The organism is Brevibacterium sp. UMB1308A (assembly GCF_030230605.1).
Taxonomy (GTDB): Bacteria; Actinomycetota; Actinomycetes; order Actinomycetales; family Brevibacteriaceae; genus Brevibacterium.
In genome coordinates this window covers 39256-55404 of sequence record NZ_JASPDO010000019.1, presented here as the reverse complement: position 1 = coordinate 55404, position 16149 = coordinate 39256, and the positions used below count along the sequence as shown (strand labels likewise).

Sequence of the window (16149 nt, the reverse complement as noted above, 5' to 3'; positions counted from 1 at the left end):
GTCCAATTTCTGGACTGTATCCAAACGGCTTTCCGGACCAAGCAAGCAGCCAGACCAACTAGTAGACCGCCCGGCCAGCAGAGCCCGCGGGAGTCTTACACTGGCCCCATGCCTCAACTTTTTGTCAACGCGAACATCCACACGTTCGACCCCGCCAACCCGCACGCCACCGCTATCCTCACCGACGGCGAAACCATCACAGCGGTGGGTGACGCGGAAAATCTGCGGGCGAACACCTCGGGCGTGGAAACCGTTGACTTAGGCGGCGCCACGGTCATTCCCGGGTTCGTGGACGCCCACCTGCACGCGCTCGCCCACGCGGAATCCCTGGCAGAACTCAACATCTCTAAAACCACCTCCCTGCCCGAGGCGGTCGAAGCTATCCGCGCATTCGCCGCGATCCTGCCGGAAGGTCAGTGGGTGACCGGGGGACGTTGGGACTACAGCAAATGGGGGCTACGCCATCAACCAGACAGGTCGCTTTTGGATGTGGCGTTGCCGGATCGGCCCGTGGCGCTGTGGTCGATCGACTTTCACACGCTGTGGTGCAACGGCGCGGCCCTGCGTGCCGCCGGGATCGACCGCAACACCCCGGACCCCCGAGGTGGAAAAATCGTGCGCGATGCCCACGGCGAACCTACCGGGATTCTGCGCGAGGACGCGGCAACCCTGGTGGAGCGCGTTATTCCTCACCTGCCAGAAGAAACCCTGGGTGAGCTCATGCGCAACGCACAAAAGCAGTGGCTGCAAGAGGGTCTGACTGGGTTGCACGACATCGACGGTGAGTTCTCCAAACGCGCGTGGAACCAGTTGCGCGCAAACGGTGACCTGAACATGCGTGTTGTGAAGTACTTGCGACTGGACGAATACGACTGGGCCAAAGACACGGGGTGGACCACCGGATCAGGCGACGACTGGTACCGCCACGGCGGGCTCAAACTGTTCTCTGACGGGGCGCTGGGGTCACGCTCCAGCTACATGTCCTCGCCATACCCAGCCGAAGGTGAACTGTATGAGACCGGAAGTGAGGCCGAACAGAACTTCGGCATGCAGATCACCACGGAACACGTGCTGGTTGAGCAAATGCGAGACGCATATGCGCACGGGATCGTGCCAATCGTCCACGCGATTGGCGACCAGGCGAACCACCACGTCCTCAACGCATTCGAGCAGACACAAGCTGACCGCCAAGCCGCCGAAGCGCGCCTGGGATACCCGTTGTGCGCCAGGATCGAACACGCCCAGTTCGTGCAACCGCGTGACGTAGCCCGGTTTGCGCAGCTCGACGTCATTGCCTCCATGCAGCCACGCCACTGCATCTCTGACCTGCACCTGCTCAACGCGCTACGCCCGGACCCCAACCTGGCCGCATACGCCTGGACTGCACTCCTGGATGCAGGTGCGCACGTGGCGTTCGGTTCAGACGGGCCGGTGGAACCCACCACCCCATTCGCGGCGATCTACGCCGCGATGACACGTGCTGACATCGCCGGTGACCCCACCACGACATTCCAAGCTCAAAACCGCATGGATGCTTACCAAGCGATCAGGTGCCATACAGCGGGACCGGCGTTCGCCTCGGGCATGGAAACCCGGGCCGGCGCACTCAAGCCGGGCATGAACGCAGACTTCATCGCCATCAACCACGACCCCTTGAGCGTGACCGAATTTGGCGACGACGACGCCCTGTTCGAACACGCAACCGCGATCCGCGACACCGTCGTCAACACCACCGTGGTGGGCGGGCGCATCAAGTTCCGCAGATAAGCGCGTGGAAGACGCGTCAAGTTCCGCAGATAAAGCACTCAGAACTTGTTGAAGAACTCGATTAAGATAGACAGCAACTAAGATAAGTGAACAACTGACAACTCAATATCCCAATTCAATAGCCGTTTTAACGTGTTTGGGGAGAGGCGCACATGTTGCGTCGCCGAAGGTGCAATTCCCTCCCCCGGAAACTCTCAGGCCAACACACTCAAACACGAAGGCACTCTGAAGCCCGATCCACCACACACGTCATAGAAGCGCGTGTGCGGATCAGGTGACAGTGCGGGGAGGAAACCGATGTAATCGTTCCTACGTAAGGACTTATATGACCACCGGTTCCCACCAACCTGCAACATCGATGGCCGTCACTTCCGCCGTAACAGGCGACGCACCTCGGCCGTTTTCTGACCGCCACATTGGCGCTCGCGCCCACGAAACCCAGCAGATGCTCGACGCGATTGGCGTGGATACGCTGGAAGATCTGGTTCGTCAGGCGTTGCCACAAAACGTTCAGTTCGAAGGCGAACTGGACCTGGAACAGGGCCTGGATGAGCACATTGTTCTGGACCAGCTACGCGAAATCGCGGGCAAGAACCAGATGCGTGTGCAGATGATCGGCCAGGGCTACTACGACACCATCACGCCTGCCGTAATTCGCCGCAATGTTGTCGAAAACCCAGCGTGGTACACCGCTTACACCCCGTACCAGGCTGAAATTTCGCAGGGTCGCCTGGAAGCGCTCATGAACTTCCAGCAAGTCGTCATTGACATGACCGGCCTGCCCATTGCCAACGCATCGCTTTTGGACGAAGCCACCGCAACCGCAGAAGCTGTTCTGCTCATGCGCCGCGCTAACAAGAAGGGCTCCACGGTCGTTCTGGACTCCGAGCTGCACCCGCAGGTCATCTCGGTTGTCCGCACTCGCGCGCACGCCATGGACTTCCAGGTGCAGGTCGCTGACCTGTCCCAGGGCCTTGTGGGTGACGACGTGTTTGGAATCGTGTGCGCCCAGGTGGGTACTTCCGGTGAAATCCGCAACCTTGACGACGCTGTGCGCGGCGCCAAGGAACGTAACGCGCTGGTGGTTTTCGCCACCGACCTGCTGGCCCTCACCCTCATGAAGTCCCCTGGCGAACAGGGCGCTGACATCGCTGTTGGCTCCTCCCAGCGTCTGGGTGTCCCACTGTTCTTCGGTGGTCCGCACGCCGGTTTCATCTCCGTGACCAGCAAGCTGCGCCGCCAGCTACCTGGCCGTCTGGTTGGTGTGTCAACCGACCCTGAAGGCAAGGCCGCTTACCGCCTCGCTCTGCAGACGCGCGAACAGCACATCCGCCGCGAAAAGGCCACCTCAAACATCACCACTGCACAGGCTCTGCTCGCTGACATGGCCGGGTTCTATGCGGTTTACCACGGACCGGCGGGGCTGACGCGCATTGCCAGCCGCATCCACCGTTTGGCGCACGCGTTCGCTCAGTGCGCGGCAAGTGTAACTGGGGCCGAGGTGGTAACAGAAACGTTCTTCGACACCGTGACGCTCAAGGTTGCTGACGCCGCGGCCACTGTCGCAGCCGCGGATGAAGCAGGCATCAACATTCGTCACATCGATGACGCGCACGTGGGTGTGTCCTTTGGTGAATCACACGATGTGGCCGTAGCAAACACCCTGCTTGAAGCACTGGGTGCCAGCGAAACCATTGACGCTGACGAGTTTGAAAAGGCCGGCGAAGGAACCTTCGGACCGGGCCACGTGGCAGCGCCACAGTTGCCCGAAAACCTGGTACGCACCTCGGAGTTCCTCACCCACCCAACCTTCAACTCCTACGGTTCCGAATCGGACATGATGCGCTACATGCGCGAACTCGCCGACCGTGACTTGGCGCTGGACCGCACCATGATTCCGTTGGGCTCGTGCACCATGAAGCTCAACGCGGCAGTTGAGATGGAAGCCATCACGTGGCCTGAGTTCGCGTCCGTCCACCCGTTCGCACCTGCCCAGCAGACTCAAGGCTGGAACCAGTTGCTCACGGAACTGGAAGAGATGCTGGCCGAAATCACTGGTTACGACAAGGTATCCCTGCAGCCCAACGCGGGATCACAGGGTGAGCTGGCCGGTCTGCTTGCGTTCAAGGCGTACCACGAAGCAAACGGACAGTCGCAGCGCGACAAGATCCTCATCCCAGCTTCTGCTCACGGAACCAACGCGAGCTCCGGTGCGTTGGCAGGGTTCGACGTGGTGACGGTCGCTTCGGCTGACGACGGTTCGATCGACGTGGACGACCTGGGTGCCAAGATCGCTGAACACGGTGACCGGGTAGCCGGAATCATGATTACCTACCCGTCCACGCACGGAGTCTTCGAAGCCGACGTTCGCAAAGTGTGCGACATGGTGCACGAAGCCGGTGGCCAGGTCTACATCGACGGGGCGAACCTCAACGCCACGATCGGGTGGGCCAAGCTGGGCCAGATCGGTGGAGACGCCTCGCACCTGAACCTGCACAAGACATTCGCCATCCCACACGGCGGTGGTGGACCCGGTGTTGGGCCTATTGCAGTAGGCGCTCACCTGGCTGAATACCTGCCAGGTAACCCACTGGACGAACAGTACGTGGACGGAAGCAACGCGGACGGACTGCCTGTCTCCGGTGCTTTCCAGGGATCAGCTGGTGTGACCCCAATTTCGTGGGCATACATCAAACTCATGGGTCAGCAGGGTCTGCGCGTAGCAACCGAGCACTCGCTGCTCACCGCTAACTACGTGTCCCGTGAACTCCAGGACTACTTCCCAACCCTGTACACCGGCACCACCGGGTACGTGGCACACGAATGCATCCTGGATCTCAAAGAGATCACCGCTCAGTACGGGGTGACCGCTGAAGACCTGTGTAAGCGCCTCATGGACTTTGGTTTCCACGCACCAACCTTGGCGTTCCCCGTTGCGGGCACCGTGATGTTCGAGCCAACCGAGTCCGAATCCAAGACCGAACTGGACCGCTTCATCGTCGCGATGAAGAAGATCCACCAAGAGATCACGGCAATTGGGACGGACTACAGCTACGAAGAGTCGCCACTGGCACACGCCCCACACACCGCAACCGTGGTACTGGGCGAAGAATGGGACCGCAAGTACAGCCGCGAACAGGCCGTGTACCCAGTGTCCAGCCTCAAGCGCAACAAGTACTTCCCACCTGTGGGACGTATCAACAATGCGCTGGGTGACCGCAAGCTGGTGCCTTTCTGCCCGCCGCTTGAAGCGTTCGACGTCGACGCGAACTTCGACCTCGTAGCAATCTCGATCTAATCAACCTCACACTCAAAGGAGTCGACGATGACTAAACACACTCCGCTGTATGACATTCACGAACAGTTGGGCGCTTCGTTCACCGACTTTGGTGGCTGGGAAATGCCGCTGAAGTACCAGAACGAACTGGACGAACACCGCGCTGTGCGTGGCGCGGCAGGTCTGTTCGACCTCTCGCACATGGGCGAAGTGCGCGTGAAAGGTGCTCAGGCCGGGGACTACTTGGACTATGCAATGCTGTCCAAGTACTCGACCATGAAGGTGGGCAAGGCTAAGTACGGTCTGCTCATTGATGAAAACGGGCACCTGATTGACGACCTCATCACGTACCGCCTGGCAGACAACGAATACCTGATTGTGCCTAACGCTTCAAACACGCCTGCTGACGTGGAAGCGTTCACGAAACGGGTAGAAGCGTTCTTGGCTGCTAACCCTGGCGCAGATGTCACGGTAACCGACGAATCCGCTGACACCGCGCTGATTGCGGTCCAGGGTCCTGCGTCTGAAGACATTCTTCTGTCCACGCAGGACACTGAGGAAGGCCGCAACGCCATCAAGGAACTTGCCTACTACGCGTGGGCACCACTGAAAGTGGGAGGCCTGGACATTCTGCTGGCCCGCACCGGGTACACAGGAGAAGATGGGTTCGAACTGTACCTGCCTAACGCAGGAGCCCAGGAACTGTGGAGCGTTCTGACTAAGGCCGGTGCGGACTTTGACCTGAAACCAGCTGGTCTTGCAGCACGTGACTCGTTGCGCCTGGAAGCCGGAATGCCTCTGTTTGGTAACGAACTCACCAACGACATCACGCCTGTCGAAGCAGGAATGGGTGGCATGGTTGCAGGTGCGTTGAAGAACAAGACCGAATTTGTGGGACGCGAAGCACTCGAAAAACTGGACACGTCAAAGGTCGACCGCACCCTGGTGGGCCTCAGCTCGTCCGGCCGTCGCGCAGCCCGCAGCGGTGCCGAACTCAAAGCCGGCGAACAGACGGTAGGAGTTATCACCTCGGGACAGCCTTCCCCAACCCTGGGACACCCCATTGCCCTTGCATATGTGGACGTGGACCAGGCAGAAGCGGGAACCGAACTGGAAGCCGACATCCGTGGCAAGCGCTACCCGTTCACCGTGGTAGAAACACCGTTCTACCGTCGCGAATCTTGAGGTAAAAGTTCCAACTTTTTCCACTGAACTACCCATACATAGGGCACACTTGAAGTGACGCCCCCTTTGCCCTGCACGGGCACCACGAAAGGAACACACATGGTTAACCTTCCAAAAGAACTGTCCTACTCCGCAGACCACGAATGGGTCAACGCAGCTCCTGACGCAATCGCTGGAGCTACCGTGCGCGTTGGTATCACCGAAGTTGCATCGGACGCGCTTGGTGAAGTCGTGTTCGTCGACGCACCACAGGTGGGTGACACCATCACCGCTGGTGAAGCATGTGGTGAAATCGAATCCACCAAGTCGGTGTCCGACCTCATCTCGCCAGTCTCCGGTGAAGTTGTCGCCGTCAACGAAGCACTCGAAGACAACCCCACCCTGGTGAACGACGACACCTACGGGGAAGGCTGGATCTTCGAGGTCGCCGCAACTGAAGCCGGCGAACTCATGGACGCAGACGCATACGCAGAACAGAACAAGATCTAAGAATTCACAGGGGGTGCGAGACTCTCGTGGAGAGTCCCGTGCCCCCTTTTTTGGTGCTTGTTTCGAGAGCCTGGATTTGGATTCGCAGGTACAAGGACGTGCCAACACAGCAGCGGGAAGCTGCATTCGACGTGGAGCATTCGACGTGGAGCAGGGAGGACAGCGATGCCAGTAAGTGTGTTTGAACTTTTCTCAATTGGAGTGGGGCCATCGTCGTCACACACGGTAGGGCCCATGCGCGCGGCTGCCAGTTTCGTTGAGCTGGTAGGGGACCGGGTAAGTGAACTCGATTCTTTGCGCGTGGATGTGTTTGGGTCATTGGCTGCAACGGGGCGCGGTCACGGAACATTTGACGCGATCTTGCTGGGACTCGAAGGGTGTAAACCTGAAGAGATCGAAGCCAACGACATGGACCAGCGCAAAGCACGCATGGCCCAGACGGGCGCCATCCGCTTTGGCGACGTGCGTGACATCAAGCTCACAGAAGACGACATGGTGAAACGTCCACTCACCGTGCTTGAACGCCACACCAACGCCATGACCCTCACGGCGTACAACGCCGCTGGGGAAGAACTGGCGAAAGAAACGTACTACTCCGTTGGTGGCGGGTTCGTGGTCGCAGAGTCGGATGAAAACGAACCTATCGGTGGTGAACTCCACACCCCGGACGTCATCCACGAAACCCACGACCACCTCGCCGGGACCACCGTCCTAGGTGAAGACCTGTCAGAGCTCACGGAGGTAGGGGAGGCTCAGGAGGCCGAGGCGGCAGCGGGCGGCGCTGCGGAAACGGGCGTCGCGGGCACCTCGGCCTCTGAACCCACCACCGCGGAAACTAGCGGAGCGGGGTCAGAGGGAACGACCTCGGGGCCGGTGTACGAATACTCCTCTGCAGCTGACCTTTTGCGCATTGCCAAGGAACATGACCTGGCGTTGTGGGAGATCGTGATGGCCAACGAACTTCAGGAGCGCACGGAGGAGGAGATCCGCGAAGGGCTGCTGCACATCTACTCCGTGATGGACGAATGTGCGATGTCGTCGCTGGACCGTACCGGGTACCTGCCGGGCGGGCTGAAGGTGAAGCGGCGCGCCCACGACTGGTTCTTGCGGCTGAAGGCCGAAGACCCCCACAACGACCCCAAGTTCTACCAGGAGTGGGTCAACCTGATCGCGCTGGCGGTGAACGAGGAAAACGCTTCCGGCGGGCGGGTCGTGACCGCGCCTACCAATGGGGCGGCGGGCATCATTCCTGCCGTGATGTACTACGCACTGCACTTTGTGGACCGGGTCGTGGACGCCGGGCCGCAGGGACGCGCGGACGCGATCGTGGAGTACCTGCTGACCGCGGCGGCGATTGGCGGGTTGTACAAGGAGAAGGCTTCGATCTCTGGCGCCGAGGTGGGTTGCCAGGGTGAGGTTGGCTCGGCTTCGTCGATGGCGGCTGGGGCGTTGGCACAGGTCATGGGCGGGACCCCTGAACAGGTGGAAAACGCGGCCGAGATCGCCATGGAACACAACCTGGGTCTCACATGCGACCCGATCGCCGGTCTGGTGCAGGTGCCGTGCATCGAGCGCAACGCGATTGCTGCGGGCAAGGCGATTAACGCGGCCAAGATGGCGATGTGGGGCGACGGGACGCACCGCGTAAGCCTCGACGAAGTGATCGAAACCATGCGGTCCACCGGTGAAGACATGAGCCACAAGTACAAAGAAACCGCGATGGGTGGTCTGGCGGTCAACGTCGTCGAATGCTGATGGGTGCGAATGTGCCTGGGGGTGCTCCGGGTAGCGGACCGGTGAGCGTACCTGATGGTGCGCCGGATGGTCGAGGCGATGGGAGCGGGCTGTGCGACTGGCTCAGCCCTGACGCGCGGACCAGTGCGCGTGTGTTGCTGGGGTGCTTTCTGGCCACTCCAGATGTGACGGTCCGGATCACCGAAGTCGAGGCGTACGCGGGTGTTGACGACCCGGCGTCTCACGCGTACAAGGGCCAGACTGCCCGTAACGCTGTTATGTTTGGGCCTGCGGGGCACCTGTATACGTACACCATGCATGGACACACGTGTTGCAATGTGGTGTGTTCCCCAGCGGGTGTAGCTCAGGCGGTGTTGATCCGGGCCGGTGAGGTGGTTGACGGGGCCGAGGTGGCTCGCAGTCGGCGCCGACCCGGTGTGAGTGACGCGCATCTTGCGCGGGGTCCGGGAAACCTGACCCGTGCGCTGGGTGTGACCATGGCGCACTCCGGGGTTGATCTGTGTGATCGTGGCTCTGAGGTGACTCTGGTGCGTGGCGAGTTGCGCGCAAGTGAGTCGGTGGCTGTGGGGCCTCGTGTGGGAGTGAGTCAAGCGGCCGATGACCCCATGCGTTTCTGGATTCAGGACGATCCAACGGTGTCGGCGTACAGGCGATCGCCCCGTGCGCCTAAACCTTCGCATTGAACAGGTGCGTGAGGGCGTTTACCCAACACAGCTCGAACCAGTGTGGTGACTAACTACCCTTTTTGTTCGTTTTGTTCACGTTTAGGGCCCAAAACCAACGAGTTACTCTACACAGCAAGTTCAAAACGGCTGAGGAGTGTAGAGAAACTCGACTCGAGTGACTTGTGGTGGGTAACGCGACTCGGGTAACTGCGCTGGGATCAGCCCGGGCTCAAGCCCCCGTACCCCAGGTGCCCCCACCTAACCCAGGCCCTTGAGCCGTTTGGCCAACTTAAACGCCCGCGCTCGCCGGAACTGTTCGCTCACCGCCCGGCGATCCGGCTCCAGCTGACACTCCTGGCAGTACTGTTCGTACAGTCCACGCCACGTGTCCACGAACTGCACACGACACGCACCTGCCTGCGCATCCCACAGCCACACCAGAAGCGCGTCCCCAGTAACCAGCTCATAGCCACGCTCAGCCTTCTCATCCAGGTGCGATGACACGGGCTTAAACGCGCGCACGTCATTGCTGACCAGCACGTCCATCCTGCCCTGCCACGCGGCAACATCCAGGTGTGCATCGTCGGGATCTTTGACGAAACCCCTCCTGGTCATGTCCATGCCTGCCATATCCAGGTGTCCCAGCGACTGCCACCGGGCCTCAAACGCGCACCCGATCTGTAAGCGGGTCCGCTCCCGGTACACGCGCCTGAGCGCTGGCCGTAGTTCTTCTAAGATCGCCGAGGTCGTAAACAGTTCCAGAGTAACGTCACCCTGAGAACCACCCAGCTGGCGCATGGTGAGCAACCCCAGCCATAGAAGGTCCGACACCAGCACGCTGGTGTCGACAAGTGCGCGCACTGCCAAAGCCACTAGAACACTGTGGCCAGACGCGCCACGCCTTCTTCGATGACATCCGGTTCCGCAGAAACGAACGTCAAGCGCATGGACTGGTGGTTGGGGTTTTCCATGTAGAACGGCGCGCCTGGAACAAAGATGACGCCAGCGTCGATCGCTTTGTACACCAGTTCAGACGTGTCGTAGCGTTCCGGCAGGTACACCCACACGAACATGCCACCTGAGGGCTCGGCAATGTAAGACCCGGCGGGCAGCACCCGGTTCAGAGCATCGACCTGGGTGCGCATGCGCTGACGGTACGTTTCACGCACCGGCTCCAGTTTCTTGTCCAGGTCGGTCGTCTCCAAGTAGTGCGCAACCGCTAGCTGGTCAATGGTCGAAGACTGGATGACGGTACCCTGCTTGGTTACCGTGACGCGTTCCAGGATTTCATCGGGCCCATGGATCCACCCAATGCGCACGCCGGGCGACAGCACCTTGGACAAGGACCCCAGGTAGAACGCGCGGTCAGCAACCCGCGGGTCTGCACTGATGGGTTGCATGCGCTCCTCGGTGAAGCGCAGCTCCGAATACGGGTCGTCCTCGATGAGCCACATGTCCGACTCAGACAGCACTTGCGCAATCTGTTCGCGCCTGGATGCAGGCATGGTGATCCCGGTGGGGTTTTGAAACGTGGGGATCGTGTACAGCGCTTTGGGGCGGTAGTACTTGATCGCCGCTTCAAGGGCTTCGGGCACTAAGCCACCTTCATCGGTGTCGATCGCCACGAATTCGATCCCGTGCATCCCAAACGCCTGCAGAGCAGACATGAACGTGGGGTTTTCGCACAAGAGAACATCACCCGGGTTAAACAGGGTGTGCGCCAGCAGAGAGATTCCCTGCTGGGAGCCCGAGGTGATCAGGACGTTGCTCGCTTCTGCACTGATCCCGGTTCCGCGAATCCGCTGCGCTGCGGCTTGGCGAAGTTCCCATTCCCCGTCGGTGACACCGTACTGCATGGCACGCCCACCTTGCGTGTCGAACACGTGCGTGTAAGCGGCCTTGAGCCCTTCAACGTCGAAGAGCTTTTCGTCTGGGTGCCCACCGGCGAAACTAATGATGGCCGGGTCGTGCGCGATCCTAAACAGTTCCCGAATAGGGGACGGTGGCATCTGTGAAATGCAGTCATTTAGACGCGCTCGAATTGGTTCCATGAGAGTCATGGTAAACCGAAAATCCGAGGTGTAAAGAATCCGCTCTGGGCGGCTAAAAACTACTGTCTGAAGTAGCTAAATACGTCCTCAATTTTTGTACCCGATTCCAACGCCAGAATGGTGAGAATCCGGGCTTTCCGAGCGTCCAACCGGCCGGCTGGAATCATCCCCGCGGCCTGCAAATCGAGTTCCGCCCCGGGGTATCCGTAGGTCGCTTCCAAAGTGCGTCCCGCGCCGGTGCGCGCGCAGTACACCACGGGCATTTCTGAGGCGAGCGCCGTGACCCGCTCAAGCACGTTGACAGGAACGTGCCCGCCACCCACACCAGCGAGAACCGCTGCGCTGTACCCGGCCTGTTTGAGGAAGTCGACATAGGCCAGTGAGTCGTCCAGCGTGACCTCCACGAGTGCCACCTGCGCTTTTTGCGCCGAGGTCGCGCGAGTGAGCGTGCCCGGCAGGGTCGCGGGCATGTGGAGGAACACCAGGCGGTCTTCGCTCACCCAGCCCAGCGGGCCCGCCCCGGGGCCGGAGGAAAAGGGTGCGGCCGAGGTGGTATGAGTCTTGCGTACCAGTGACGGATCGTGGACCTCGTCTGCGAAAACGAGAACGGCGGGCAGCATCTGAATGCGCGGGTCGGCTGCCGTGATGATGGCCGAACGCACGTTCGCCGGCCCGTCCGTGCCGGGAAGTGTGGGGTTGCGCATCGCGCCGGTGGTCACAATGGGGATACCCGAATCGTTCATGAGCGACAGCGCGAACGTGGTCTCTTCCAACGTGTCAGTGCCCTGCGTGAGAACGACAGCCGTGGCGCCTTCTTCGCGCGCTTTTTTGGCCGATTCGACAACCTGGCTCACGTGGTCCAGCGTGATGGATCCGGACCCCACCTGCGCCACCTGCTCATATGTGACGTCAACAGGAAAAGGGAGCGTATCGATCCGAGCGGCTTCGACGATCGCCTGCGCAGTTGCGCTGGGCGCGACCCCGCCTGTGTCGCTGGCCGTTGACGCGATGGTCCCACCAAGAGCAGCAATGTGAATCCTCATGCTCTCACCATACTGCTCCAGATCATGAGCATGGTGACGAAGAATCCCACGGCGTAGTTGAGTGGGATGAAAAGCTTCCAGCCCGCGTTGGCCGCCCCCGAGGTGGTATCAGTGATCTGCCAAAACCGTCCCGTGTTCGCAATGTACGGAACGGCAAGGAGCGCGCCCAACCAGACGGGGAACGGCGTGAACAACACCAGCCCACCAGCCACAACGTAGAGCACAACCGCTAACCCGACCGTGGCACGAGCCCCCAGCACGGTGGCAATAGAGGCCAAACCTCCCTCACGGTCAGGCACCACGTCTTGAACCGCGCCAAACGCATGGCTGGCACATCCCCACAGGAAGAAAGCAACCAGGATGAGAACGACCTCGGCGGTGGGGGCGAACCCCACCAGCGCCAAACCAAACCATGCGGGGGACGAAAAGTGGGTAGACGAGGTGAGTGAATCAAGGAACGGTATCTCCTTAAACCGCAGGCCCGCCACCGAATACGCCACCACCGCGAACATGCTCAACGCGAACACGCCCAGCGCCCACCAGTTCCCCTGGTCCAGGCCCACTGTCACGGACCTGACCAGGAAATACGCGACGAACGGCAGGGCGCTCACAGCAGCTGAGGCCAGGATGAAACGGTGCCGTGCAGGATCGACGAGTGCGCCTTCGACCCCGCCTTTGCGCGGGTTGTGGACATCCGAGGCGTAGTCAAACACGTCGTTGACCCCGTACATCACAAGGTTGTACGGGATTAAGAAGAACAGGCAGCCCAACCACAGATCCAGCCCCGGGGAGCCTCCGGCCAACACGTACGTGGCGCCGAACGGGAATGCGGTGTTGATCCACGAAATCGGGCGGCTGACCTCGAAGAGCGTGCGCACTATGAGTCCTTCCGGTCGTGGCTGGCTGTGGTGCTGTTGGGGGTGCTTGCGCGGGCGCCACCTGTGCCCAGCAACTCCCACAGGGCGGGTAGCGCCAGCGCGGTGAACACCACGTAGGCCAGGTCTTCGACCGGCATGAGGCCAAGACGGATTCCAAGGGTGTGTTCATTGGCGTAGAAGAACAGGCCCGCGGCGATCATGAGGTTGTCGAAGATGACCGTGAGGATCACCAACCCCACCAGGCACACCCAAAAACCGGTCCGCGAGAAGCCTGAGGTGCGTGCCCTCGCCAGTATCAGGAGCGAGGCTGCGGGAATGAGGAAGAACACGTTGAACAGGGTGTAGGTCATGGGCGGACCATCAACTTCGCCAAACCATAGAGGTTCATGGTGAGCCAGCACAAGAAAAACAAGAAGAATAGTTCTTCGACAGGCAAGTGCGGGGCCAGGTTCAGCCCGGTCATGTAGGGGGAGTCGCCTCGGTGGAAAACACCTGCGCCAATGCCCACGAAATCCCACGCCAACAGGCTGAAAAACCCTGCCGCGTGCACAACTGCTGCCCGGCCGGGGTGTGCGAACCAAAAGAGCTTAAATCGTGCATCCAGGATCGCCATACCAGCGATGGAAAACAGCAGGAAGCCCAGATATGCCCAGCTCACAACGCCTCCACCGCGTTGTGCGCGCTGATCAGACACATGGGCAGGCCAACCCCGGGGGCTGCGAACGCGCCAGCGTGAACCAGGTTGTCCACGTGCGGTGCGCGCACGGGGTACCGGAACATCGCCGACTGAAACAGCGTGTTCGCAGGCCCCAGCGCCGTTCCTCGCCACGCATTGAATTGCGTGGTGAAGTCCCCAGGGCCCGTCACCTTCTTCACCAGCAAGTGTGACTGCAGGTCCGGCACACCTACCCGCTCACCAAGAGAATCGATCACCCGGCTGGCATAGTCACCCAGCCTGGCGCCCGTGAGCTGCGCGCTCGCCGGTGCGGGGATGAGCACGAATAGGTTTTCACACCCCGGCGGTGCCACCGTGTCGTCCGTGCGACTGGGCGCGCACACATACGCCGAGGCCGGCTCCGGCAACCGCCCATCGACAAAAATCTGGTCGAAGTTCGCGTCCCAGTCGTGCGTGAAAAACAGATTGTGATGCTCTAGCGCATCCAGTTTGCGGTCCACGCCCAAAAGAAGCGTCACTGCGCCAATTCCCGGGTCGCGCTTGCCCCAGGCGCGGACGCTGCGAGTGCGCCTACCGGGTGGCAAGAGTGCGGTATCCAGGTGGTGGAGATCGCACGCCGCGATCACGTTCTCAGCCGGGAAAACCTCCAGCCCAGCCCCGCCCGAGGTGTCATTCGGCACGGTCCTGGCGACCACCTCGGCGATGTTGCGGCCCTCCAACGAAAGCGAGACCACCCGGGTTGACGTGCGAATATCCACCCCGCGGGCCCTGGCCAGGCGAGTGAGCGCACGCACAATTTCATACATGCCGCCGCGGGGGTACCGCACGCCGTCCACCACGTCCAGATAACTCATGAGGTGAAAAAGCGAGGGGGCGCGGCGCGGTTCGGTTCCCAAGAACACCGCCGGATACCCCAAAATCTGGCGCAAAAGCGGGTGGGTCACGGTGCGTGAAACCATGGTGTCCAGCGGGGTGGCCAGGAACCTCGGTAGCCGGTGCGCATGCCGTGCCACCTGGGGTGACGCGAACTCTCGCAACGACGAAAACTGGGTGTAGAGGAAGTGTTCAAGCGCTAGGTCGTGGGTGTCGCGCGCGGACTCAACGTATGCGTCCAGCGCCGGACCCACGCCCGGCTCCAGCTGCTCAAACAGCGCGCGCACGCCCGCGTAGCCGTGTGGAACGTCCACGGTGAGTTGGGGTGCGGAGTCCAGGAGACCTCGGTCGCTCACCCGGTAACCGGGGTCCAGCGTGACCAAGTCAAGGTGCTCAGCGATGTCCTCACCCACCGAGGCAAAAAACCGCTCAAACACCTGCGGCATGAGATACCAACTGGGGCCGGTATCAAACACGAACCCGGCCTCTTCATGTAGCCCAGCACGGCCACCCACCTGCGGATTCATCTCCAGGAGCGTCACCTGATGCCCTCGGTCAGCGGCCAGAATTGCGCTCGCCAGCCCGGCAACCCCGCCACCAATGACCACAGTCTCACTCATGTGCCCGCCCCCGCCGAGGTGTCGCCTGGCTCATCGCTTTCGCGGCCAGCGCCGCTTTTTTGGTAGGCGGGACTGAGATGCGCGTGCGCATGAGTTCGCTGGCGGGAACCTGTTCGATGCGGTCGGTGAGTTCAGCGAAAAGATCGTGCGCGATGAGCACACCCAAACGGGCGCGACCGGGGAGTAGGTCAATTGCGGGGCGGGCCACCGCGAGTTTCTGCCGAATGCGAGCGATCTCTTCACGTTTCGCCTGGTCAGTGAGTTCTTGGGCCACATAGGTGCGGTTGAGTACGCGGGCGTCATGCCCGTAGTCGCGCAGGAAGTTAATCCGCTGGAACGCGTTACCCAACGCCCGCGCACCTGCTTCCACCTGTAGTGATGCTGGAGGTGCCCCACGGAAAAATATCCGGACGCACATGAGGCCAACGACCTCGGCGGACCCATGAATATACGTGTCCAAATCCAGGGGCGGCTGTCCTTCGATGTCAGATCGCATCGCGTCAAAGAACGGGGCCCACAGTTCGCGCGTAATGCCGCACTGCCGGGCGGTGTGGGCGAACGCGTGAACCGGCATGTCCGTGGAGAAGCCGGTGCGTGTTGCTGACTCGATGCGGTCCTGGAAGTCATTCACCAAAGCGAGTTGGTCCTGTGGAGGCGCGGGGGCTGCGCCGTCGACGATCTCATCGGTGATGCGCACGATCGCGTATAGGGCGCGGATGCGGTCGCGGTCTGGGTTCTTCAAGGCAGAGGTGGCTAAAGAGAAAGACGTGGAATAGCCACGGATCACGCGGCTGGCAACCGAATAGCTCACCCGCGTGTATGTATCAAACCCGGAACCGAAACTCATGGCCCCATCTTTTCATGTGCCCG

Annotated in this window: 14 protein-coding genes and 1 riboswitch; of the genes, 6 read left to right on the top strand and 8 right to left on the bottom strand. The window is 61.0% G+C overall.

Going from position 1 to position 16149, the window contains the following annotated elements:
• Window positions 1-108: 108 nt before the first annotated feature.
• The 6 genes from QP868_RS08920 (at window position 109) to QP868_RS08895 (ending at window position 9156) form a co-directional block, all read left to right on the top strand.
• Window positions 109-1767 (top strand): amidohydrolase, encoded by a 1659-nt coding sequence (locus QP868_RS08920; RefSeq protein WP_284926220.1) that lies wholly within the window; start codon window positions 109-111, stop codon window positions 1765-1767.
• Window positions 1768-1895: 128 nt separating this feature from the next.
• Window positions 1896-1987: riboswitch (glycine riboswitch) on the top strand.
• Window positions 1988-2092: 105 nt separating this feature from the next.
• A complete protein-coding gene (gene gcvP / locus QP868_RS08915; RefSeq protein WP_284926219.1) occupies window positions 2093-5065 on the top strand; it encodes an aminomethyl-transferring glycine dehydrogenase in 2973 nt (990 codons plus the stop codon).
• Window positions 5066-5092: 27 nt separating this feature from the next.
• Window positions 5093-6229: a glycine cleavage system aminomethyltransferase GcvT gene (gene gcvT / locus QP868_RS08910; protein WP_284926218.1), complete on the top strand. Its 1137-nt coding sequence runs from the start codon at window positions 5093-5095 to the stop codon at window positions 6227-6229.
• A 99-nt stretch (window positions 6230-6328) separates the two neighbouring features.
• Entirely contained in the window at window positions 6329-6718 is a 390-nt protein-coding gene (gcvH, locus tag QP868_RS08905) for a glycine cleavage system protein GcvH (RefSeq protein WP_005883001.1), read from the top strand.
• A gap of 165 nt (window positions 6719-6883) precedes the next feature.
• The gene (locus tag QP868_RS08900; protein ID WP_284926217.1) at window positions 6884-8473 is read left to right on the top strand and encodes an L-serine ammonia-lyase; all 1590 of its coding nucleotides are present in this window, start codon (window positions 6884-6886) and stop codon (window positions 8471-8473) included.
• Between the two features lie 41 nt (window positions 8474-8514).
• Window positions 8515-9156: a DNA-3-methyladenine glycosylase gene (locus QP868_RS08895; protein WP_284926216.1), complete on the top strand. Its 642-nt coding sequence runs from the start codon at window positions 8515-8517 to the stop codon at window positions 9154-9156.
• A gap of 240 nt (window positions 9157-9396) precedes the next feature.
• Here QP868_RS08895 and QP868_RS08890 read toward each other — a convergent pair whose 3' ends face one another.
• Genes QP868_RS08890 through QP868_RS08855 form a run of 8 tightly spaced genes read right to left on the bottom strand, consistent with a single transcriptional unit; the run spans window position 9397 to window position 16126 of the window.
• Window positions 9397-10011, bottom strand: coding sequence for a PIN domain-containing protein (locus tag QP868_RS08890; protein ID WP_284926215.1), 615 nt, complete (start codon window positions 10009-10011; stop codon window positions 9397-9399).
• Window positions 10011-11189, bottom strand: coding sequence for an aminotransferase-like domain-containing protein (locus QP868_RS08885; RefSeq protein ID WP_284926214.1), 1179 nt, complete (start codon window positions 11187-11189; stop codon window positions 10011-10013). Before QP868_RS08885 ends, QP868_RS08890 begins: the two co-directional genes overlap by 1 nt.
• A gap of 59 nt (window positions 11190-11248) precedes the next feature.
• Window positions 11249-12232, bottom strand: a complete 984-nt coding sequence (locus tag QP868_RS08880; RefSeq protein ID WP_284926213.1) for an asparaginase — start codon at window positions 12230-12232, stop codon at window positions 11249-11251.
• A complete protein-coding gene (locus QP868_RS08875; RefSeq protein WP_284926221.1) occupies window positions 12229-13113 on the bottom strand; it encodes a prenyltransferase in 885 nt (294 codons plus the stop codon). The genes QP868_RS08880 and QP868_RS08875 overlap by 4 nt, the downstream gene beginning before the upstream one ends.
• Window positions 13110-13460, bottom strand: a complete 351-nt coding sequence (locus tag QP868_RS08870; protein ID WP_284926212.1) for a lycopene cyclase domain-containing protein — start codon at window positions 13458-13460, stop codon at window positions 13110-13112. Before QP868_RS08870 ends, QP868_RS08875 begins: the two co-directional genes overlap by 4 nt.
• Window positions 13457-13768 carry a lycopene cyclase domain-containing protein gene (locus QP868_RS08865; RefSeq protein ID WP_284926211.1) on the bottom strand — a complete coding sequence of 104 codons (312 nt, stop codon included), beginning with the start codon at window positions 13766-13768 and terminating at the stop codon, window positions 13457-13459. Before QP868_RS08865 ends, QP868_RS08870 begins: the two co-directional genes overlap by 4 nt.
• Window positions 13765-15279 (bottom strand): phytoene desaturase family protein, encoded by a 1515-nt coding sequence (crtI, locus tag QP868_RS08860; RefSeq protein WP_284926210.1) that lies wholly within the window; start codon window positions 15277-15279, stop codon window positions 13765-13767. Before crtI ends, QP868_RS08865 begins: the two co-directional genes overlap by 4 nt.
• Window positions 15272-16126 carry a phytoene/squalene synthase family protein gene (locus QP868_RS08855; protein WP_284926209.1) on the bottom strand — a complete coding sequence of 285 codons (855 nt, stop codon included), beginning with the start codon at window positions 16124-16126 and terminating at the stop codon, window positions 15272-15274. The genes crtI and QP868_RS08855 overlap by 8 nt, the downstream gene beginning before the upstream one ends.
• Window positions 16127-16149: the final 23 nt, after the last annotated feature.